At 38.4% G+C, this 23,351-nt stretch carries 17 protein-coding genes and 2 pseudogenes; 12 read left to right on the top strand and 7 right to left on the bottom strand.

Annotated elements, in window-relative coordinates:
* Positions 1-1,983: 1,983 nt before the first annotated feature.
* Entirely contained in the window at positions 1,984-2,964 is a 981-nt protein-coding gene (locus BN200_RS00855; RefSeq protein ID WP_019220510.1) for a phage tail protein, read from the top strand.
* Between the two features lie 1,032 nt (positions 2,965-3,996).
* Here BN200_RS00855 and BN200_RS00850 read toward each other — a convergent pair.
* From BN200_RS00850 to BN200_RS00830, 5 genes and pseudogenes are all read right to left on the bottom strand, one after another.
* A complete protein-coding gene (locus tag BN200_RS00850) occupies positions 3,997-4,791 on the bottom strand; it encodes a heme ABC transporter ATP-binding protein (protein ID WP_019220509.1) in 795 nt (264 codons plus the stop codon).
* Entirely contained in the window at positions 4,788-5,882 is a 1,095-nt protein-coding gene (locus BN200_RS00845; protein ID WP_034988817.1) for a FecCD family ABC transporter permease, read from the bottom strand. Before BN200_RS00845 ends, BN200_RS00850 begins: the two co-directional genes overlap by 4 nt.
* A gap of 4 nt (positions 5,883-5,886) precedes the next feature.
* Positions 5,887-6,789 (bottom strand): heme/hemin ABC transporter substrate-binding protein, encoded by a 903-nt coding sequence (locus BN200_RS00840; RefSeq protein ID WP_019220507.1) that lies wholly within the window; start codon positions 6,787-6,789, stop codon positions 5,887-5,889.
* Positions 6,790-6,805: 16 nt separating this feature from the next.
* Entirely contained in the window at positions 6,806-7,849 is a 1,044-nt protein-coding gene (locus tag BN200_RS00835; protein WP_019220506.1) for a hemin-degrading factor, read from the bottom strand.
* A 252-nt stretch (positions 7,850-8,101) separates the two neighbouring features.
* Positions 8,102-10,278, bottom strand: a pseudogene (locus tag BN200_RS00830) (TonB-dependent hemoglobin/transferrin/lactoferrin family receptor).
* Between the two features lie 240 nt (positions 10,279-10,518).
* Between BN200_RS00830 and BN200_RS00825 the strand changes: the two are divergent.
* Positions 10,519-11,288, top strand: a pseudogene (locus tag BN200_RS00825) (energy transducer TonB family protein).
* 120 nt (positions 11,289-11,408) lie between these two features.
* Here the strand turns inward: BN200_RS00825 and BN200_RS00820 are convergent.
* Positions 11,409-13,514, bottom strand: a complete 2,106-nt coding sequence (locus BN200_RS00820; protein ID WP_019220503.1) for a lytic transglycosylase domain-containing protein — start codon at positions 13,512-13,514, stop codon at positions 11,409-11,411.
* 250 nt (positions 13,515-13,764) lie between these two features.
* On the opposite strand from BN200_RS00820, the gene dapA reads away from it, so the two are divergent.
* Positions 13,765-14,649 carry a 4-hydroxy-tetrahydrodipicolinate synthase gene (dapA, locus tag BN200_RS00815; protein WP_019220501.1) on the top strand — a complete coding sequence of 295 codons (885 nt, stop codon included), beginning with the start codon at positions 13,765-13,767 and terminating at the stop codon, positions 14,647-14,649.
* Between the two features lie 17 nt (positions 14,650-14,666).
* The gene (gene smpB, locus BN200_RS00810) at positions 14,667-15,143 is read left to right on the top strand and encodes an SsrA-binding protein SmpB (protein WP_019220500.1); all 477 of its coding nucleotides are present in this window, start codon (positions 14,667-14,669) and stop codon (positions 15,141-15,143) included.
* A gap of 46 nt (positions 15,144-15,189) precedes the next feature.
* Here smpB and BN200_RS00805 read toward each other — a convergent pair whose 3' ends face one another.
* Complete coding sequence (locus tag BN200_RS00805) at positions 15,190-15,858, bottom strand: uracil-DNA glycosylase (protein ID WP_019220499.1); 669 nt, start codon at positions 15,856-15,858, stop codon at positions 15,190-15,192.
* A gap of 575 nt (positions 15,859-16,433) precedes the next feature.
* On the opposite strand from BN200_RS00805, the gene rpoZ reads away from it, so the two are divergent.
* From rpoZ to era, 8 genes are all read left to right on the top strand, one after another.
* Positions 16,434-16,832, top strand: coding sequence for a DNA-directed RNA polymerase subunit omega (rpoZ, locus tag BN200_RS00800; RefSeq protein ID WP_019220498.1), 399 nt, complete (start codon positions 16,434-16,436; stop codon positions 16,830-16,832).
* A gap of 130 nt (positions 16,833-16,962) precedes the next feature.
* Positions 16,963-19,188: a RelA/SpoT family protein gene (locus BN200_RS00795; protein ID WP_019220497.1), complete on the top strand. Its 2,226-nt coding sequence runs from the start codon at positions 16,963-16,965 to the stop codon at positions 19,186-19,188.
* Between the two features lie 17 nt (positions 19,189-19,205).
* A complete protein-coding gene (gene pyrE / locus BN200_RS00790) occupies positions 19,206-19,784 on the top strand; it encodes an orotate phosphoribosyltransferase (protein ID WP_034988814.1) in 579 nt (192 codons plus the stop codon).
* Positions 19,785-19,876: 92 nt separating this feature from the next.
* Positions 19,877-20,497, top strand: a complete 621-nt coding sequence (locus tag BN200_RS00785) for a DUF2062 domain-containing protein (protein ID WP_154645964.1) — start codon at positions 19,877-19,879, stop codon at positions 20,495-20,497.
* Complete coding sequence (gene acpS, locus BN200_RS00780; protein WP_019220495.1) at positions 20,475-20,876, top strand: holo-ACP synthase; 402 nt, start codon at positions 20,475-20,477, stop codon at positions 20,874-20,876. The genes BN200_RS00785 and acpS overlap by 23 nt, the downstream gene beginning before the upstream one ends.
* 80 nt (positions 20,877-20,956) lie before the next feature.
* Positions 20,957-21,769: a signal peptidase I gene (lepB, locus tag BN200_RS00775; RefSeq protein ID WP_034988812.1), complete on the top strand. Its 813-nt coding sequence runs from the start codon at positions 20,957-20,959 to the stop codon at positions 21,767-21,769.
* On the top strand, positions 21,750-22,457 hold the full coding sequence (gene rnc / locus BN200_RS00770; protein ID WP_019220493.1) for a ribonuclease III: 708 nt from the start codon (positions 21,750-21,752) through the stop codon (positions 22,455-22,457). The genes lepB and rnc overlap by 20 nt, the downstream gene beginning before the upstream one ends.
* Positions 22,450-23,349, top strand: a complete 900-nt coding sequence (era, locus tag BN200_RS00765) for a GTPase Era (RefSeq protein ID WP_019220492.1) — start codon at positions 22,450-22,452, stop codon at positions 23,347-23,349. Before rnc ends, era begins: the two co-directional genes overlap by 8 nt.
* The last annotated feature ends 2 nt before the right edge of the window (positions 23,350-23,351 follow it).

The raw sequence follows: 23,351 nt of genomic DNA, 5'->3' as shown, positions 1-23,351 counted from the left end.
CCACGACACCTCAAATAAACATCAAGAAACTTTATTGAAGAAATTAATGCAATATCTCTCATAAATATTTGCATGATCCCCCACTTAAAGCATTTTTATTAGCCTGTGTATGGTTTGCTTAAATATCTACATTGTCAATCACAAAGATATATTTTTAACGATTTTTACATGTTTGTTAGAAATGAAAGCAAGTACTATGAAAGATTTCGCTACAACACTTAAAGTTATAACAAAAAATTAAAATCAAAACTTTACTGATAACACGAAGGGTTTCTGGCTGCTTCTGCTATTAAGTCTTCACTAGATGTTACTCTTTTATAGCCCATTTTTAATGATCCCAGCGAGTTTTCAACGATCAACATCTTTGTTTAAAGAAAATATCATACTATTTTATTGAGCAAAAAGTATTTTAAATTATGATGCTTTTAAACCTGAATTTATACACATATATTGTCAATCATTTTTGAGATCTGTGTCCTGATTCTTCCCTTACGTTATCATACACTTTAGAATAGAGGCTTACGCTTTCTTATCCAATTTTTATAAGCAAGGTGGTGGTTCGTGCTGTTTGCTGTAAGAGGAGCTGAAAGACAAGATTTTTTGGACGAGGATTACTTTAAAAGGTTATCAGTGTATAGTATGGAAGGGATAGCGGGGGCTCTTTTTTGCTCGTCGATTTCAGAACTATTTTACTAGGCTGTAGAAGAGAGGAAACATGCGTTTGAAAGCAATTCCTTTTAAAAGGATTATTATCAGTTTGGAGATTATAGATAAATCTTAAAATAGTTGCAGAGTCTTTATTCAGATCGTGATCTCAATATTGCAAGTTCGATGATATGGCGTATTTGGCTATGTTGGTTTAATGAATACAAAATTGATTATCAAAACAATTTGGTGAACATTTACTTCTTGTTTTGCATGAGGAAGAGAATACCAACCATTGCAAGATGCTGTTCAGAAGGATTTATTGCTCTTGCAAAAAAAAACTATATAGAATAAAATATTATTAGGGAGGTAATCGTACTGAAGGTGTCAGGGCAGTAGACGGTTATGGCGGATGAGTTTTCAAAGAGCAATAATGCGCGTTTTACAGGGGATGTAGGCGTAAGTGCGCATTTTCCAATTCACGTAAAAGATGAGCATCCTTCAGAGTGAGGAAGAAGATGTCTTTTTTTTAAAGATATATCATCTCCATATTAAGCAAGAATATGCCGATTTTATCGTATTGAACGCATTCTCTGTGGTACGTTACACTAGAAAAAGGCGCTCGAGAAGGGTATTGCTGGTGATGCGGTAAAAGCATTTTGAGAGCCAAGTGAATAAAACAAGTTATGTTTCGAAAGGCATCTTTGTCCAGATAAAACGCGGCGGGTTGCACAAAAAATCCAGAGTAAAGTTTTTGAGCTTATTTGATACAGACAATAGTTAACGGAAATTATAGCCTGTTTTAAGTGAGCATAAAACAAAACGAATTCTATTTTGCAAATGCATATCAAGAGAGAAGTTATTTGTTCACAATAGAGAGGTTATAGAAAAGCCACAGATGGGACAAAATACTCTTGATACGATGATTTTACAGTCTTGAAAGCGCTCGTAAGTGCAGAAGGTCTTCTCAAGATTCTAAAGACGCTCGCAGTTCCCTCTTACAGAGAATTACATTCCAATGCTCTAGCTATATTAAGTCCAACACAGGGGATTTCTATAAACAATATTTGTAAGCTTTGCAAAAGGCGAAAGAACGGCAAAGCAATAGTAGATGAGCAACTCAGATGAGGTGAGGATATTACAAGTGGAGGCATTGATACTGATTTTTATGAAAATAAAATGTTGTGTTTTTAATCGGAAGGAATGAAAAAACAGCAAGTCAGTAAGCAAGAGTGATACAACAGTAACTGATGTATTAACCAATAGTAAAAAGGATGCACTCTGGTGCATAGAAGATAGATTGCTAGAATAATTATTAAAAATAATGGGGGAATTATAATGTCTAATATTTATGATTGGTCGCTAAAAGCTGATGAAAATGCACATTCAGATAGTATCATTAATTGGGCAGAAGGTCAGCCGCCGAGTTCTGTCAATGATAGTGCGCGGGCGATGATGCAGCGTGTGCGTGAATATCTTGCAGATAATGGTGGCTCTATTGACTCAACATTTATGGTAAATGCAGAAGATAAAACAACATCAATCACACTAACAACGGTTTCACCTATAGAAAAATACAGGAATGATATCATTATACGTTTTAAAGCTCGCGGTGTGAATGTTGGTACGACAACAATAACTGTTAATAACATAGGAGAGAAGCAACTCTATAAAGCAACCAGTGCTGGTATTATACCATTAGAAGGCGGTGAGCTACAAACGAACGCTATTTATGAAATAGTGTATAGTAGGGATGTTTCAAAGGAAGAGTATGATGGTTGGTATCTCTTAAATCCTACACCTCTTCCACCACCAAAGATAGAAATTTTTCCTTCAGGATTTATTGCGACCTTTGCTATGCAAGAAGTGCCAAGCGGTTGGCTTTTATGTGATGGTACAGCTTATGAGCGCAAAGACTATCCACAATTATTCAAGGCCATAGGTGACAAATGGGGAAAAGACAGTGATACAACCTTTAAAGTTCCTGATTTTAGGGGCATGTTTTTACGTGGTTTTGATGCTGGTCGCGGCTTGGATGCAGATAGACAGTTTGCAGATCAGCAGCACGATAGTATGAGATCCCATACACATATTGGCACGATTGAAAAGGCAGGTGAGCATACACACAAATTTCAGTATTATGGAGTTGGATGGGATTCCGGTGATATTGGCAGAAGAAATCCATTTTATTACCGTCAATCCAGTACAGGGATCACACAATCAGCTGGCGCGCACACACACGATATCAGTCTTTCTTCAACGGGTGAGGCAGAAACACGGCCTGTGAATACAACGGTTGTTTATGCCATAAAATCGTGAGATTTTCGGATGATCAGATTTTATTGATGATCTATGATATTATGAACGCGGAGAAAATCCGCGTTATTCCCTATGAAAGTCATAAATGCTTCATACGTTCTTCATGAAGATATTTGAGAATGCTAAAAAAGATTTTTAGTAATTTTTAGATTGATAATTTTAAAGGCCTCACGGTGAGGGAAAACCGACTAAAAAGCAGTCGGAAGTTACTTTTTCTTTGTGAGTGTGATCGTACAAAAAAATAATAAAAACCACAGAGAGTCTATCACAAAAGGAACTGTATGAGAGTGTATTTTTTTATTCATATGCTGTATTAGTTTCGCTTAGATTATAGGCTTTATCTCAAACCTATTACAAAGCTAGAAATTTTAGCATGATTTCTCATTAGGGTATTTTTATAACTCAAATATTATTTACCAAACACACCATTATTATCATTGACTGAATTTACTGTTGAACTCTAAAAAGCACTCTGATTCTCTGCTTTCTCCAGCAGAAAAGTCCTAACAATTCTTATTTGACAAAGTATATAACTCCCAAATGCCATTGTTTCATTTGTTAATGAAAATTGCTTTTATAAGAAGATAAAAGTCTGAGTAAAATATTTTAGGAAAAGAGGGGACTCTGTGTTAGGGCATTTATTGAGAAATATACGTCATTTTCAAATTCAGGAACCACTTCATTATAAAGGAATATCATCATAAATAGCAAAATTATCATATATACGATTTAACTGGTCTAAAGATGTATTATCATAAATTTGCAGGGCATTTGCTAGTTGAGTCTTTAACTTTTACATTATAAAATATGCATAATTTCCCAAATGCGCACTTTATCATGAACCGGCAATTATCATTATTCGATAGGTTGCTTTCCTTCAATATAAAAAGCGACAGTTTGATAAATCAAACTATGAATGGGGAGTAGTTTATTGAAAACAAAATGGCTTCTTAACATATTTGCCTATTTCAATTTGTCATACAGTTTTATTTTTCGATTTAATCAAACATTTTTCCAAAAAAATGCGCTATTTTATAGGGGAGACGCTGTTTGTGGCAAAATAAAGGGAATCTCTGCTTGAGGCAATTCAGAAACGTTTAAGGAACAAGAATAAACATCACGCAGATTTTGTGTTGTCAAAACGGCAGAGGCACTTCCTTGACAATAAACTCTTCCCTGTTTTAGCAATATCATTTTATCTGCATAGTGTGCGGCGAGATTGAGATCGTGAAGAATAGCAAGAACACCACCACCACGATGGGCAAAATCTCTGGCAATATCCATAACAACAAGCTGATGTTGAATATCAAGGCTAGCAATAGGCTCATCTAATATCATCCAACGAGGGACTTCATTATAAATAGGTTCCCAGATTTGGCAAAGGACACGGGCAAGTTGTACTCTAGCTTGTTCCCCCCCTGATAATTGGTGATAGTGTCGGTTACCGTAGTTAGACAATCCAACGCGTTCTAAAGCTTTTTGAGGAAGATTTTGAAATTGTTTTTTTGCAAGGGTAAATTGGTTGACGGAGAGACCAAGTTCTACGACTTCATGGACTAAGAATGGAAATGCTAACGTTGTTGATTGTGGTAAAACAGCACGCATTTTTGCCATTTCATAAGTTTTTGTTTGGCTAACATCATAACTATTTAGGGTTATTTTTCCATTGTAAGGAATTTCTCCGCTCAATGCTTTGACAAAAGTACTTTTCCCAGATCCATTAGGACCGATAATGACGGTGAGGGCACCATTTTCTGCTTGAAGATCAACGTGTTTGAGAATCTGTTTTCTTCCGCGTTGAACGCAGATATCGACTGCTTCAATCATGAAAAATTTGTTCCTCGTTTACATATAAGGATCCAAAGGAAAAAAGGTGCACCAAAAAGCGCTGTAACAATTCCGATTGGCAATTCTGCTGGGGCAACAATTAAGCGTGCAAAGGTATCGGCAAAAATAAGTAACGCTGCTCCTAAGAGGGCAGAGCAGGGAATAAGATAGCGATGATCAGGACCAATAAGTTGACGCAAAATATGGGGAACAATAATACCGATAAAACCAATTCCGCCACTAATAGCGACTGCGCTACCACACATAAGTGCAACAAGGAAAATAGCAATATTTTTAACGCGTTGAATATGGAAACCAATGTGGCCAGCAACAGCTTCTCCAAGAGCAAGAGCATTAAGGGCTCGTGATAAAAAAGGAGAAAAAAGAAGCCCGACACAGATAAAAGGAAAAACAAGCCAAACTTTCAACCATGTTGCACCTGCGAGAGAGCCAAGATTCCAAAAAGTAATGTCACGTAGTTGTTGATCATTTGCGATAAAAATTAATGTTCCAACAACAGCACTGCTTAAAGCACCAAGAGCAATGCCTGCGAGAAGCATTGTTGCAATAGAGGTACAACTATGACGCGTTGCTATTGCGTAGAGAACAATAGTTGATAATAGCCCACCAAAAAATGCACCTATGATAACTTTGTAAGGTTCTAAAAAAGGCATCAATGAAGAAGGAAAGGAAATACCGATAACAATTGCTAAAACAGCTCCAAGACCGGCGCCTGCTGATACTCCTATAATTCCAGGATCTGCAAGAGGGTTACGGAAAAGACCCTGCATAAGAACACCAGAGACAGCGAGAGCTGCTCCCACCAATACCCCTAAGATAATACGGGGCAGCCTTATGTCTATAAGTATGAGATAATCACGAGTTTTACTACTCGTGGAAAAATCTTGTGTGAGCATCACATGAAAGAGATCAATCAAAGAAGCTTTTGATGCTCCATATAAAAGTCCTCCCAAAATGCTGAAGATAAGGAACACTATTAAACTTAAGAGCAAAATTTTTGCCAAGTTTGCACGGCTTACAGTTTTCTCTTTTGTATCAGATGGCTGCACGATGGATGGAGTATCTACCATGATATCAGCTCTTACCATTATGATCTACACCATAGAGCATATGAATAAGTTCTTTTGATGCGTCTGCAGTGCGTGGACCAAATCCCAAAAGATACATGGCATCCATCTGTTTAATGGCATGATTTTTTGCTGCAGTTGTTGCTTGAACTGCTGGTATAGCTAAAACCTTATCAATGCTAATGGACTTTGTACCATGCTTGATAAGTAAAATAACATCAGGATTTGCTTTTAACAACGCTTCGCTATTGAGAAGTTTATATCCCTTATAATCAGTGATAGCATTGATACCGCCGGAAAGTTTTATCATACCATCGGCAGCTGTCCCTGTTCCAGATGCCATAACACGACCATTTTGCACAGATAAAACAAAGAGGACCCGCTTTGGTTCTGTTACTTTTGCTAAAAGAGCATCATTATCTATGAAATCACGGTTTATTTTTTCAATCAGCGCAGCTGCCTGCATTTCCCGGTGAAGAGCTTTGCCCACAAGGCGAATCTTTTCTACAACACTTTCACGAGAATAATTTTCCGGTATTATAACAAGAGGGATTGATGCTTTTTTAAGAATATCAATAGTTGAAGCAGGACCACTTCCCTCAACCAGTAATATACCTTCCGGAGCAAGTGATAAAACACCCTCAGGTGAGAGAGCGCGCATATATCCAAGGACAGGAAGCTTGAGTGCTTCTTGCGGGTAGACACTCGTACTATCACGGGCAACAAGTTGATCTTGAGCTCCTAGTGCATAGACAATTTCTGTAAGAGAACCACCAATAGAGACAATCTTTGCATTTTCAGGAAAACGCGTTGTAGGTTCAGCAATCACGTGTTTAGAAAAAAAGGGAAAAGAGAACAGTACACAAATAAGAAAAAACTTTGGTTTTTTGAACAAAAGAAGTGTAAACATGTGCAAAGTTACCTTCCTAAGCGACCGCTATTTTATGGCTTTGGGGCAAACTATTTAATACAGAACGCCAATCTTCACGTTCTTTTTGCCTTTCTTTTCGCATGCCAAAGAATTGAACAACCATCTCATCATTTTTATCAAAGACTTCAAGTGAAGTGACAAGACCATCACTGGTAGGTTTGCGAACACACCATACATTACTGATCCCAGAGATAAGTAAATGAAGATGAAATTTCTGATCAAGAACATTAAGCCAAGGTCCTACTTGTTTAATGTTTTTTATTTGTCCACTAAAAATTTGGATACATCCCTTGTTGCCAACAAAGCACATAATAGGTACTTCTTGTTGCGCGACCTGATTGAGCATAATTTCAAGAGCTTCTCTCTTTAATTCATAAGCAAATTCATTTCCGATGTGTTTTACAGCATCATGTCGATTAATCTTTAGTTCAGAAATAATTCCATGAAGTTGGTGTACATCGGTCATTTTACGCCAACGATCGCGAAATTCCTCAACATTGAACTCTACTGTATCGCGCTCATTCGGAATTGGCATGGGAAAGATATCAAGAACGGGTGATTGGTTTTCATGAATCAACTTGTCAACAAGCGCACTCCATTCTGCCATATCTGTCGTGTCTTTAGAATAGAGTTTTAAAATAGCAGCTCCATTTTGATCAAAGAATTGGAGACTTTTTGTTGGTTTTCCAAGAACGATCGCTTCATACTCAAAACCAAATTTCCATTGTTTAGAAAAAATACGTAAGTCAATTTCACCAAGCGTAAGAGGCACATGTTGGTTTTGAACAATTTTTTCAAAACATCCTGTGATTTCATGAACAGCACATTCATTCCGTGTCAATACCAGAACTGTTCCAAGTTGAGGAGCATTTTTGAGGAGAACGGGAATATCGATTTCTAGTCTTTTTGCTTTTCCAATTGTACAATAAGCTGCAATAAGCTCTGCCTCAGATATACCAATAGAGACCGCAAAATCACGATTACGCATCTCTTTTTTTTCTTCACGCAAGCGAATAATCATTTCAGCTGTATATGACATAGACTTTCCCTCATAATGTTTGTTGAAAATTAACTTTTAAAATTTTACAACTTAAAAGCAATAATTTGAGCCTTTTAAAGGCTCAAATTATTAAACAATTAGGTTCTATTATCAACAGCAGAACAACCAAAAGCAGATAAATCAGTAGCAGTTAAAGTTCCTCTTTCAAACCTTTGTACCTTGAGGAACAACACAATAATTTACCCTTTTATCAATATAATTTTATACTAATCCAATGGTTAACAGAATTGACTAAAACCTTTGCACGAATGACACCTTAAAGTTACGACCAGGCTGGCTGTAATAATCTTTTGGTGTTGAACTTTTTCCATCAGGAAGATCTGATACATTCCAGTATTTCTCATTGAAGAGATTATAAACACCAGCTTTTATAACAAGACCTTTTTCACCGAATGGTTTCCACCAACCAGAGATATCAACAACCTTGTAGCCCGGAATTTTTTGATAATCAGAACCTTTAGCAACTTTATCACGCTTAGCAGATGAAGTGACCACAACATCTGCCCCCCAAGTTTCTCTTGCATACCCTAATCCAATAATCGCTTTCAAAGGTGGGATTGAATTCAGATACTCATCTTTGTCAAGGTCCTTTCCTTGCGAGTAGGAAAGGGCAAAATTGCTGTGAAAACCATTATTAAGAACCCAATGCATTTTTGTTTCAACACCAAAAATACGAACATTGGAAAGATTGACATAGTGTCGACGCGCAAATCTAAATTCTTCTGAAGGTCCTCTATCTTCAGTCGTTATGAAATTCTTATATTGGTTGCTAAAAGCACTGAGTGAACCACCAAAACTTGCATTTCCATATCGTATACCGACATCATATCCATTGCTTGTTTCTTCTTTAAGATCAGGATTTCCTTTTACATAATAAGCAGAAGGTTTGATATAGGAGATGTAAAGTTCTGAAACACGCGGTGCACGGAAAGCTTGTGCCCATTGAGCATACAATGTTACTTGATTACGAACATCCCATTCTACGCGTAACTTAGGAGAAAAGTGTGAACCATCTCTTTCAGGAGGGAAAGGATCTGAAATGAGAGCTTTCTGATAAGAAGAGGTTCTTTGAGGGATATACTTATACCAATCGTAACGAACTCCAGGTGTTACACGGAAATGATTATCCGCCAAACCAATTTCATTTTCAAAAACTAAACCAAAATTATAGCTATGCGTATCTGGTGAATCTGATCGATTAGCAGGAATAAAGAGACATCCGCGTTCATTTTCTTTCAAATGACAATTATCTTTGCCTAGCAAATAATGATGCCACTGAGATGACAGAGCATCCATAGAAATCTTTAACGTGTCGTTTATAGTACCAATATTCACTTTTTTCTGCGCATAAACATTTAAACCATAATTAGTATTATTGACAAGATTATCCCTTAGATAATCTCCTTTTGGCGCTCTAACACGAACACCGGTGGTAATATCATTATTTGATTGTTTTAGCCAATAAAGTTGTCCACGAAATGCATCAAAAAGTGCATCTCCGTTGCCATTGTAATTATAAGAAAAAGAAAGACGTTCACGACGTTTGCTATCTTGTTCATAAACAGAACCTGGAACATACCTGCTGCCTATGTTTAATAAATGCGTGCTTCTATCATAATGAAAGCGCTCGGCTGTAAAACCAAGTCTGTGGTTGTCATTGAAGTATTGATGAACTTTAAAAAGTAAATTATTCTGGTCAAAATCAGTGGGGTTTTTACGTGTACGCTCATCATACCCCCCTACGGTTCCCATATTTTTGCGCTCATGACCTTTTGTATAAGAACCTTGGAAAAGCAAGAACGTTTGATCATTACGCACAGCAAAAGCTTGATTGATACGCCAACTCTTATTAACAGAATCATAACCACCCTTTACAAGACTACCCCAATTCTTTTCTTCAGGAACAAGATCTTCAGGATTAAGGGTACGCAAAGCAACAACCCCTCCCAGAGCGCCAGATCCATAAAGACTCGAATCGGATCCTTGAATAATATCAAATGTGGAAAGGGCGCTAAAATCAAACGTTGTATTTCCACTATTCCCACGCAATATATCATCAATCCATGGAAGAACAATACCATCCATTGTTGTGAGAACACGGTTTGCATCTAAACCACGAATTACAAAACCATTATTTCTCGAATTGTAACTTATGGAAGGATTTAGACGACTAACATCATGGACATCACTTATTTGTTTTTCATCAATATCTTTAGCAGTTTTACGATTGGTCAAAACGGTTATCGAATTGGAAACGTCCTCTATTTTTTCCCTTTAATAATAATGGGCTTAAGTTCAGTTACACCATCCAAATTGCTGCTCTGTGCGAGAACAAATGAAGGGATATAGACTGATAGTGCACTTAAAATTACACAACTTTTATAGATATTTTTTTGTCTTATTCGCATAACACATCATAACCTTTTGTTAAACACCCCCTCTAAGTTTTAAACCCACATATAAAAACGCTTGACTCACTGATCAAAACTAGCCAGCCAAGCAGAAATGATTTGACGTTAGCACAAAATCACCAGAAAACCATATTAAACATGATAAAAACAGTCAAGAAAAAAGTTGCAATTTCAAAATAGCCTGTTTTAATGAAATTGAACACCAATATTAAGCTTAGAAGAGCGTCGGAAAAAGTGATGAATTTTTCAGGTACAAGGCGGTTATTAGCTCTGTGGATTGGTGCGTTTTTGGGCGCTTCCCTTTTGCATATAGCATTAGCAGCACAGTTTTATTTTTCGAGTACTGGTGTCCGTAATGGCAAGCTTTCTTCTACGATTATGCTGACTCTTGTGCAAGAAACTGTCTTTCCAGATATCGATACAAATACGCTAGATCTTGATGCAGATTTATCGAATGTAAGTACAGAGCCAGAAGTGCTGCAGCCTGATCTTCCAGAGCAAGAGTCAGAGATATTGGAATCAGAAGAAGAAGTTCAACCCGAAGAGCCTCAACAGAATGAAGAAAAAGATGATTTTTCACTTCTCAAACCTTTGGAAGAATCTCTTCCTGCAAAAGTGGAGCATAAACTCATTAAAAAACCGATACTCAAGACTTTAGTAAAACATTCCACTTTAAAGACACGTTCTTCTAACACTAGTCAGATCAATCGTATAGCAGCCCTTGAGGACGCAGTGTTGGTCAAATGGTTGGCAAAAGTACAGGAACAATTGGAAAAGCAAAAAAATTATGTTGTAAAACAGCGTACCAGTGGTGCAAAAGGAACAGTGAAGTTAGAATTTAAGGTGCACGAACAGGGGAATATTTTTTCTAGTCGTATTATAGTTTCTGCTGGTGATCCAGAACTTGATCGATTAGCCATGATGGCACTTCAACGTGTTGGCTCTTTTCCACCCCCCCCCCATCAAAAGTGAATAAAATTATCCGAGTATCTTTGATATTTAGCTGATGTTAAAGGTTTTTTTTGGTTATTTTACACTTCTCATGTTTACAATTTCTATGATGTTGTGGTCTATAATTTAATGAAACGGAACAAACTATTTTTTCTTGGGTCGAGGTTTTCTCATTGTCATCGACCGGAAAGGAGATCAGATTTTATGTCTGTTTTTCCGGTGAGTCTTGCTTTGTAGACTCCATAATTTTCCATAACACGCATCACATAATTACGTGTTTCTGTATAGGGGATGCGTTCAATCCAATCGATAACTTTATCAAGGGGTTGTCCTCGAGGATCACCATAACGCTTTATCCACTCGTTAACACGACGCGGGCCCGCGTTATAACCAATAAGGGTCAATATATAAGATCCATTAAAACGTTCCAATTGTTCACTTATAAAATGGGCACCTAACATAGCATTATAGCTGGCATCACTGCTGAATTTTTTGGGAGACCAAGTGATTGCATGCTTTTTTGCAAGTTCTTTTGCTGTAGCGGGGAGTAATTGGAGGATACCTTTTGCACCTGCTTTTGATATGGCTGTTGGGTTAAATTCGCTTTCTTGGCGTGCGATGGCATAGATAAGCGCTTTTCCTGCTACGGGGATATTGGCAGGGGCTGCTATAGCACCGAGAGGGTAGGATAGTGCACCGACATTTTTCCCTTGAACAACAGCGTTTTTCCCAATTTTAAGGCTTGTATAATAGTCACCATTTTTTTCTGCCATAACAGCCAGAAGAGCTAATTCACCAGGACTTTCTATCTTTTCTCCAAGTTCTCTATAAAAAATTTTAGCAAGATCAGCATAACCAGCTGATTCAAGACGTTGAATTGCGTGAATGGCTTTTCGCGCGTTAAAACGTTGTCGCTCAGCGATTGTTGGTTTGGGAAAGGAGATTTTGAGCTCCTTTTGATTAAGTCGTGAAGCCGCTATTTGACCATAATAAGTTGCACCAAAATGGGCAGCGCGATGAAAATAATGCTGGGCATTTGTATGTTCACCGAGAATCTCCGCTGTTCGTCCCATCCAGTAGTACCCACGCGATGCGGAAAGAGGTGCAGAAGACAATTGAGGAATACGGGAAAAATGCTGCATTGCCAATTGAGGATTATGAAGAAACCGTAGTGCATACCATCCTGCATGAAATTCAGCATCGACTGCCAATGAAGAGGGCATAGCAATATGTGTTGCAACGAGTTGATAAGCAATTTTAGGTTTGTTTAGATCGAGCATTTCGCGAGAAAGGGCGCGTTGTTCTTTCCATAAGGCGTGAGGGTTCATAAGACGTAAGATATCTTTTGGTATTCTCATCATGCGTATTGCGGCTTCATTATATTGTCCAGTTCGACGAAGATGACGAACGTGAGCAAAATGGAGGAGGGGATTTTTTTTCCAGGATCGTTCTACAGCGTGTAATTTTTGTGCTGCTTGAGGATCATTTTTTTCAACTGCAACAAAAGCCTTTAAAAGAGATTGAGCATGAGCTAATTTTGCAACGCGTTCAGCTGCATCAAACCGATTTGCATAAAGCATAAATTGCATGCGTTTTAGATGATCAATAGGCTGTAACGCTGTCTTTGCATTTTTAAGAACAAACTCCTCTTCTTGTGCGTTGAGCTTCGTTTTATACCACCATGGCGCAATGATTTGCCGAGCACGAGCAGTTTGCCCAGTTGTGATAAGTGCTTTAGCGTATGTTGCCATACCTTGTGCTGTAAGCGGTAAATGATGAGTAAATTTTTGGATAATCACCGACGCCAAATGTGTTTCATTGATAAAAGCAAGTTCAGCATTGCGTTGCATCGTAGTTATGCCTGGCCATCCTTTTAATTCATTGATTGCACTGAATATTTCAGAGCTGGGCACATTGGTTTGGCTTGATATCCCGATTGCCCATGTCAAAATATGCCGATCAAGGTTGTTCTTTTCCATTGCATTACGAAGACTGATCGTTTTTGCAATATTATTGTTTGAAAGTGCATCTAAGCCCTCTTTAAGTTGTTTGAGTGTGGAAGTGTTATTGAATGTAAGAATATTATGGGTTGTTGTGTGAATCTGTCTAAAAGGTTTTATATCTTCTTTGTCTATGACAAAGACGGTAGGGCGAACCAGAGGGATTGGTACTTTTTGGTGTAAAACAGTTGTTTGTGCACAGGCACTTGAAAATAAAATTGTTGCTTCAAGTATAAGTGCAGTAAAGGTTGATACGAAAAAAGAGGCGAAGAATGCATGCATAGAGATAAAGACCTTGAGAGCTTACTTTTTTGAAACACTCAAATCTTTATAGGATACAAGCATGAAAAACGCGTTAATGCTGACTGATATTTTAAAGAAATTTTCGGAATTAAAGGAGAGAAATGCTGATCTTGTAAAAGCTTTTATGAAATTCATCTTGCTTCAGTGAGAGAGCAAGATTATGCTCTATCAGGGGCAATTTATACAAGGCGATTTTAAAAAATAAAGCGAACATTACAGGGAGTTTATCATGCTCAAGGGAGCTGTGACCGCGCTTATCACACCGTTTGATGATAATGGCGCTATTGATGAGAAAGCATTTTGCAATTTTGTCGAATGGCAGATTACGCAGGGTATTCATGGTGTAAGTCCTGTTGGTACAACGGGTGAATCACCAACATTAACTCATGAAGAACATAAGAGGATTATAGAATTATGTGTCGAGCAGGTTGCTAAGCGTGTTCCAGTTGTTGCTGGAGCAGGTTCAAATAGCACAAGTGAAGCTGTAGAGCTTGCACAGCATGCAGAGAAAGCAGGTGCAGATGCAGTCTTGGTTGTCACTCCCTATTATAATAGGCCTAATCAGAGGGGATTATACACACATTTTTCCTCTATTGCGAAAGCGATTTCGATCCCAATTATAATTTATAATATTCCCGGTCGTTCTGTGATCGATATGGCTGGGGAGACGATGAAAGATCTTTGTCGCGATTTTAAAAATATCATTGGTGTGAAGGATGCAACTGGCAAAATTGAACGTGCCAGTGAACAACGTGAAAAGTGTGGTACAGATTTTGTCCAGCTTTCTGGTGACGATTGTACAGCATTAGGCTTTAATGCGCATGGGGGTGTGGGGTGTATTTCTGTTTCGTCCAATGTTGCTCCAAAACTTTGTGCAGAGCTTCATGCGGCTTGTTTGCGTGGTGATTATAAAACAGCCCTCACATTAAATGATCTTCTCATGCCTCTCAATCGTGCGGTGTTTATTGAACCAAGTCCTGCCGGTATTAAATATGCCGCTGCAAAATTAGGGCTTTGTGGCGCTGGTGTTCGCTCACCCATTGTTCCACTTTCGGATACCACAAAGCAGATTATTGATGCAGCTTTGCACCATGCAGGTTTGCTTAAAGAATGAAGTGATATACTGTAGCCATGAACAAAAAAAATAACGCGCCAGTACGAAAAATAATTGCGGATAATCGTAAAGCCCGTTTTAATTATGAAATTCTCGATAATCTTGAGGCAGGTCTGGTACTTCAGGGAGCAGAGGTGAAGTCTTTGCGTTCCAATCATGCCAATATTGCTGAAAGTTATGCCAGCTTTGAGAATGGGGAATTATGGTTAGTGAACAGCTATATTCCTGAATATACGCAGGCTAATCGTTTTAATCATGAGCCGCGTCGTTTGCGTAAATTATTAATTTCAAAACGTGAGATGGCGCGTTTTTTTAATGCAACTTCTCGTGAAGGAATGACACTTGTTCCGCTTAAGCTTTATTTTAATGAACGAGGGCGCGTGAAGTTAGAGATTGCTTTGGCACGTGGGAAGAAGCTTCATGATAAGCGTGAAACGGAAAAGAAACGTGATTGGGGGCGTGAAAAAGCAAGACTTTTAAAAAGATATGGATGACAGGACTGGTTTGTATGTCCTTTATTATAACGCTTTTAAGAAGATGTCAGCAGTGATCGAGATATGTTTTTGCTGCTTCGAAAATCTGATGGAACATGGCATCCGTTAAGCGACCAGTGTTAGTATTATAGCGTGAACAGTGATAACTTGAGAAGATGCGTAATCTGCCGATGTTGTTTATTTGTCCGTGTCCAAAGGGATGGGCTAGAATTTTTGCATTGAGGGCACGAAGTGTTGAATGATGTGCAATGGTACCGAGGGTGATAACAGCTTTAAGTTTGGGAAGATTTGTTAAAAGAGGTGAAAAGAAATATCGGCAAGTGTTAATTTCTGCACTAGTAGGTTTATTTTCTGGGGGGACACAACGAACTGAATTCACAATTGCCGTATCAATCAGTTCAAGGGTGTCATCAGCTCTTTCTTCAAATGTTCCTTGGGCAAAACCGAACTTTTTCAAAGTAGAATAAAGCAGGTATCCAGCATAATCACCAGTAAACGGGCGTCCAGTTCGATTTGCGCCGCGTAATCCAGGAGCAAGACCGACAATGAGAAGACGTGTTGTCTCTGCCCCTTTATAGGGAAAGAATGGACGCACAGGAGCATTATGCCAGCTCGGTTCTTTTACACGCCAGTCAGAGATAAATTTGTGTAAACGTGGGCATAAATTGCAGTTTTGCGGTGGTTCTGGGCAAAGCGATGTTAATTGGTTATTCATGTGAGAAGCTATCAATCATTTTATAGACATTTTTCCAGTTTTTTATAAGCTTTATGACCGATTGTGTCTTTGTAAACAACCTATAATAATAAATCACGCGCTCTTCTTTTAAGAGAGTTTAACAGAAAATCATTGGCCGGTTATTTTACAAAGAGAAGCACTCTTTTAGTGATGTATTCGATGAATTAAGGTGTTAATGGGATAAAAACCCTTTATTCTGAATAAATATTTTATCATAAAAAGTGTACATAAAACTGTTGTGATTTACGCAGGAACTTTTAAGAATTTAGAATGGTTGATATTCCCTATATTAAAGACAAAGTCTCTAAAGCGAGTCATTTTGTCAAATGAGGGGAGTTCTTTTTTGAATAAGCTTTTCTTGAATTTTTTTAAGTGGTACTGATAATGATCTCAAAGAGGTTATGCGCTTTTTATAAAGCTTCCAAGAATTTTCTTTAATAAGCTTTTGAATAAAAAATATTAAAGTTTGTGTTGTTTTTCTTGTGTTTTATTTTGATTATTGTATATATTTGATACTCGTTATGAAATTTTTAATCTTTAAGAAAGAGGCATAAATGGCCCGTGTAACGGTAGAAGATTGTATTGATAAAGTCGATAATCGTTTTGAATTGGTGCTTTTAGCTGGACATCGGGCGCGTCAAATTTCACAGGGTGCCCAGATTACGGTTGATCGTGATAATGATAAAAATCCCGTTGTTGCTTTGCGTGAAATAGCAGAGGAAACGCTCTCTCCTGCTGATTTGAAAGAGGATCTTATTCATTCGTTGCAAAAGCATGTGGAAGTAGATGAGCCAGAAATGGCAAGCGAATTTATCACTCATTCAAGTGAAACTGAAAGTGTTTTGGGTACTTCTTCGGAAGAAGAGAGAGGTTCATTCGATCATATGTCTGAAGAGGAGCTTTTAGCAGGTATCGAAGGTTTGGTTGTTCCAGAGAAGAGTGACGATTATTAATTGCGGCAATTTATATTATCGAGAGCGGGTATACGTTGTCATGCGAGAGCGGTTATTTTTTGGTCTTTTATTGATGAAATCTTCATGTTTAATAAGGTTAGGTTTGTAAAAAGATAAAGGATATGCTCGTATGATGCGTCAGTGTGAGCTTGTTGGGCGTGTTCAACGTTACAAGTCTGACGTGGATGAGGCTCTTTTAAATAGGGCCTATGATTATGCAATGCGCAAGCATGGTCACCAAAAGCGTGCTTCGGGGGATCTTTATTTTTCTCATCCTTTAGAAGTTGCTGCTATTTTAACGGATATGCGGTTGGATGAAGCAACAATTGCCGTTGCCCTTTTGCATGATACAATTGAAGACACAAGTGCTACACGGGCTGAAATTGATCAGCTTTTCGGCTCTGAAATTGGTAAATTGGTTGAAGGGCTAACAAAGCTTAATAAGCTTGATCTTGTATCGAAGAAGGCAGTACAGGCGGAGAATCTCCGCAAACTTCTTATCGCCATTTCTGATGATGTTCGTGTTCTTTTAGTGAAACTTGCTGATCGTCTTCATAACATGCGTACCCTTGGTGTTATGCGTGATGAAAAACGTCAACGAATTGCTGAGGAAACCATGGATATTTATGCGCCACTTGCGGGGCGTATGGGTATGCAGGATATGCGCGAGGAGTTAGAAGATCTCTCTTTCTTTTATTTAAATCCAGAAGGGTATCGTACGATTACTAATCGACTTTCTGAATTATCAAAGCGTAACCGTGATTTACTTTCTAGGATTGAAAATGAACTAACAAAACTTTTTTCCGAAAATGGCATTAAAGCAGATGTTAAAAGCCGTCAAAAAAAATCTTATTCCGTCTTTCGCAAAATGGAAAATAAGGCGTTATCTTTTGAACAATTATCCGATATTTTTGGATTTCGGGTTATTGTTGAAACAGTGAATGATTGTTATCGTGCTCTTGGTGTTATTCATACTACTTGGCCCATGGTACCTGGTCGTTTTAAAGATTATATTTCTATTCCGAAACAGAATGATTATCGTTCCATTCATACAACGATTGTAGGGCCTTCGAGGCAGCGGGTAGAGCTACAGATTAGAACTGCTGCTATGGATGAAATTGCAGAATACGGTGTTGCTGCACATTCTATTTATAAAGATCACGGTTCTAATCATTCGACTTCGAAGTTATCGAATGAGACCAATGCTTATGCATGGTTACGCCAAACAATTCAATCTTTGTCGGATGGAGATAATCCAGAGGAGTTTTTAGAACATACAAAGCTTGAGCTTTTTCAAGATCAAGTTTTTTGTTTTACTCCAAAAGGCCAATTAATTGCCTTTCCAAAAGGCGCTACCCCTATTGATTTTGCTTATGCAGTCCATACCGACATTGGTGATTCTTGTGTTGGAGTGAAAATCAATGGTCGTATTATGCCTTTAATGACAAAGTTAAAAAATGGTGATGAAGTTGATATTATACGTTCACAAGCTCAAATTCCACCAGCAGCGTGGGAATCTCTTGTTGTAACAGGTAAAGCACGCTCAGCCATTCGTCGAGCCACCCGCACAGCAGTGCGCAAGCAATATTCAGGGTTGGGATATCGTATACTCGAACGTTCGTTTGAATATATGGGAAAACAATTTTCAAAAGACGTTCTTAAGCAAGTTTTGCCACGTTTGGCACATAAAGATGTGGAAGATGTATTGGCTGCTGTTGGGCGTGGTGAATTGCCTTCGGCTGATGTGATTAAAGCGGTTTATCCTGATTATCAAGATCACCGTGTGGTCCAAAAGTCCTCTTTTAAACCTGGAGAAGAGGGTTGGTTTAACATTGAAAATGCTCAAGGTATGATTTTCAAAGTTCCAGAAAATGAAAAGGATTCAACGACAGAGAAGCATCAATCCAAAGCATTACCTATTCGAGGGACCCGTGGAGATATTCCTGTACGATTTTCTCCTGAAGGGGCAGTGCCAGGAGATCGGATTGTTGGTATTATGCAACCAGGGGCGGGGATCGTTATTTATCCGATACAGTCCTCGGCGTTGATGGCATATGATGATCAGCCTGAGCGATGGATTGATATCCGTTGGGATATTGATGCTCAAATGAGTGAACGTTTTCCTGCTCGGATTAATATTTTGGCTGTTAATAGTCCCGGTTCTTTGGCTGAAATTACGCAAGTGATTTCTGCTAATGATGCAAATATTCAAAATTTATCTTTTATCCGGACAGCACCGGATTTCACAGAAATTATGATTGATCTGGAAGTGTGGGATTTAAAACATTTGAATCGTATTTTTTCTCAGTTAAAAGAGGCCGGTTCGGTGAATACAGTAAGGCGAGTTCATGGATGAAAAAGGAAGATTTTGCAGTGAATACACAAGATGTGATTGATATTTTTAAGCAAGCAGAGGCTATTTTAGAAGGGCATTTTATTTTAACATCAGGCCGTCATAGTGCTACTTATATGCAGAAGGCAAAAGTGTTTATGCACTCTGATTTGACGGAGAAGTTATGTCGTGGATTGGCTGAAAAAATCAAAAAATCTGTCGAGGGAGAAATTGATTATGTAGTTGGTCCCGCAATTGGTGGTCTTATTCCTTCCTATGAAACGTCACGTCATCTTGGTATTCCTTCTCTTTGGGTAGAGCGTGTAAATGGCATATTTGAGCTGCGTCGTTTTGAAATCAAGAAAGGCGCACGGGTTGTCATTGTTGAGGATATTGTGACAACAGGTCTTTCTATTCGTGAAACGATTGAGGCTCTGGTGACAGCAGGAGCAGATGTATTGGCGAGCGCATGTATTCTTGATCGTTCTGGCGGTAAGGTTGATGTCGGAGTTCCGTTGATTTCACTTGCTGAATATGAGATAGCATCTTATGCTAGTGATGCTCTTCCTGCTGAACTTGCCGCACTTCCAGCGGTCAAGCCAGGAAGTCGAAATATTTAATTGTCTTTCTATTTTTTTGCACAAAAGCTTGGAGGAGTTAATTTGAATTATACGGATTGTTTTATTATCAAAAAATATATATTAAGAATCATATGCTTTTTCGTCGTCGAGAACCAATAGATTTTGTACAGCGTATTCGACTTTGGTTATGGCCACGTCGTTCATTTTCTCGCTCGTTTTGTTACATACGTAAACGCATTTTGCGTATATCAGCAACGCCCCATAAAGTTGCTTTGGGGTTTGCTATAGGCATTTTTTTAGCGTGTTCGCCTCTCTTTGGCATGCATATCGTTTTGGCGATATTTTTTTCTTGGATCTTGCGCGCAAATTTTGCCGCAGCGATTATTGGTACGATTTTTTCTAATCCCCTTACATTTTTGCTGATTATTATGGCTGATTATAAGGTGGGCTCTTTCTGCTTATCACTTTTTAGTAATGTAAATGAGATTTCTCTTTCTCAAATTCGTGCTCTGTTTGATGGTTTGACGCTTTCAAATTCTTCTCTTCTTTTCAAGGGTGCATGGCAATCAATCATGAGACCAACGATCTTAGGCGGTACTCTTTTAGGTTCTATTTTTGGGAGTTTATCTTATATAGGTGCTTACAGAGCAATCACTCGCTTTCAACAAAAAAGATACCAGCAGATTACAAAAAAAAGCGTTTGTGGCAAGAAAATTCCGGTGATATTTTATGATTGTTGGTCTTGGCAGTGATCTGATTGATATAAGACGTATTGAGAGAATGTTGTCTCGTTATGGCGATCGTTTTATCCAACGTATCTTTACAGATATTGAACGGAACAGATCTGAAAATTTTCCCAAAAAATCTTCTTCTTACGCCAAAAGATTTGCTGCTAAAGAGGCGTGTGCTAAAGCTTTAGGCACAGGAATCGCTTACGGTGTAAATTGGAAAGATATGGGGGTGATCAATTTGCCATCTGGAAAACCAATTATGAAATTAACAAATCGTGCGCAAATACAACTTCAAAAGTTATTGCCTTCTTATCACGATGCTGTCATTCATCTTAGCATGACGGATGATTTTCCTTGGGCGCAAGCATTTATTATTATCGAAGCACTTCCACGTGGATAGGTTTCGTGGGAGATTGTACTTTTGCTATTTGAAACATTATGATAAACAAAGTTATATTTGTGATGGGAAGGCAGTTGATGATGATTCAGAAAGAGAAAATGCATAAGAATAAAGAAAAGAACGGAGTTCTTGAATTTATTTTCGTTTTGATACAGGCTTTGTTGTTAGCAGCGTTTATTCGTACACTTTTTTTCCAGCCTTTCAGTATTCCTTCTGGTTCTATGCGTCCTACTTTGCTAGTGGGAGATTACCTGTTTGTTTCTAAGTATGCCTATGGGTATTCTCGTTTTTCTATGCCTTTTTCTCCTCCTCTTTTTTCCGGACGTATCTTCGCATCTCAACCTCAGCGTGGAGATGTTGTTGTTTTTCGTTTACCGAGTAATCCGGATATTGATTATATCAAACGTGTTGTTGGGCTGCCCGGTGATCGTATACAAGTTCGTCAAAGCGTCCTTTATGTTAATGATGAACCGGTTGTACGCCACTTTTTGGGCAAGATTGAAAATTCTGATATAACAGAGGTTGATTATCCTGTTGATGTTTATCGCGAAACAATGCCAAATGGTGTTAGCTACGATACACTTGATTTAGCTTTTATACCGAAAGTTGATGACACAAAGGTCTTTGAAGTGCCACAGGGTCATTATTTTATGATGGGTGATAATCGTGACAATTCAGACGATAGTCGTTTGGATGTGGGATATGTTCCAGAAGAAAATCTTATTGGTCGAGCAAGTGTGATTTTTTTCTCTATCAGTAATGGTTCAAGTGCTTGGCAGATTTGGCGTTGGCCATTTGATGTGCGTTGGAATCGTTTATTTTCTCTTATTAATACTGTTCATGATTTGCCGCTTATCAAGCAAGGAATCAATAATGAAGCTTCCAATGATTGATCAGCTTGAAAAGCTAACGGGGCATTACTTTAAAAATAAAGAGAAATTAAAAAAAGCGTTAACACATTCAAGTGTACAAGATTCAGAACAGGGAAATTATGAAAGACTGGAATTTCTAGGTGACCGGGTTCTTGGGCTTTTGATTGCAGAAATGCTGTATCAATTTTTTCCCCAGGCCAGTGAAGGTGAATTGTCGGTGCGTTTAAATGGTTTGGTGAATGCGCAGACATGTGCTGATATTGCGCTAGAAATGGGATTGCCTAGTATGATCCATGTTGGTTTTGAAATGAAAAACTTAAAGGGTCGCAGGCTGACAAATATGTATGCTGATGTGATTGAAGCTTTGATTGCTGTAATGTATCTTGAGGGGGGATTGGAGAGTGTTCGCCCCTTTATTCAAAGATATTGGCAAAGTCGAGCAAAGCAGATGGAAGCTGGCCGGCGTGATGCCAAGACACAGTTACAGGAATGGGCGCATGTACAAGGTGGTGTACAACCACATTATCAGGTTGTAAAACGTTCTGGTCCAGATCATGACCCTGTTTTTATGGTAGAGGTAAGCATTCCTGGTTTTGCGTCTGAAATTGGACAAGGAAATTCTAAACGATGTGCTGAAAGAATGGCAGCTGAAAAAATTTTACGACGAGAAGGCATATGGGAAACAATGGAAAAAGCGGATCATGAATGACGTTATGAAAACGCGTTCTGGTTTTGTTGTCCTCATTGGAATGCCTAACGCTGGGAAGTCAACATTGGTGAATCAGTTAGTTGGAACGAAGGTTTCAATTGTAACGCATAAGGTGCAAACGACGCGAACTTTAATCCGAGGTATTGTCATTCATGATGACGCGCAAATTATATTGATTGACACACCAGGTGTTTTTTCTCCTCATAAGCGGTTAGAGCGCGCGATGGTGTCCGCTGCTTGGGGAGGTGCTAAGAATGCTGATGTCCTGTTAGTTCTGATTGATGCTCAGAATGGTCTTTCGGATGAAGTTTGTAAGATGTTAGATATTGTAGCGAATATGAAACAAGATAAAATTCTTGTTCTTAATAAGATTGATACAGTTGCTAAGTCATCCCTTTTAGCCTTAACAGCTGAGATTAATGAACACGTAAAGTTTTTGCAAACATTTATGATTGCAGCTCTCAATGGCTCTGGTTGCAAGGATTTGCTTCATGCGCTAAGCGCAATGATGCAGGAAGGACCATGGTATTATCCAGAAGATCAAATTTCAGATATGCCTATGCGTCAGCTTGCTGCTGAAATTACTCGTGAAAAGCTTTTTCTTCGTCTCCACGACGAACTTCCTTATTCTTCAACAGTTGAGACAGAAAACTGGGAAGAGCGCCGAGATGGTTCAGTTAAAATTCATCAGGTTATCTATGTCGAGCGTGATAGTCAGAAAAAAATTGTTCTAGGAGCGAAAGGCGATACAATTAAAGCAATTGGTCAGGCAGCACGCAAAGAATTGATGGAAATCATGGATCAGAAAGTTCACCTGTTTCTCTTTGTGAAAGTGCGTGATAATTGGGATAGCGATCCAGAACGTTATCGTGAAATGGGACTAGATTTTTAAAA

It is taken from the genome of Bartonella senegalensis OS02 (assembly GCF_000312545.1).
Classification (GTDB): Bacteria; Pseudomonadota; Alphaproteobacteria; order Rhizobiales; family Rhizobiaceae; genus Bartonella; species Bartonella senegalensis.
Note: the sequence above shows the minus strand (reverse complement) of the source record. Positions and strands in the feature narration are given on the sequence as shown.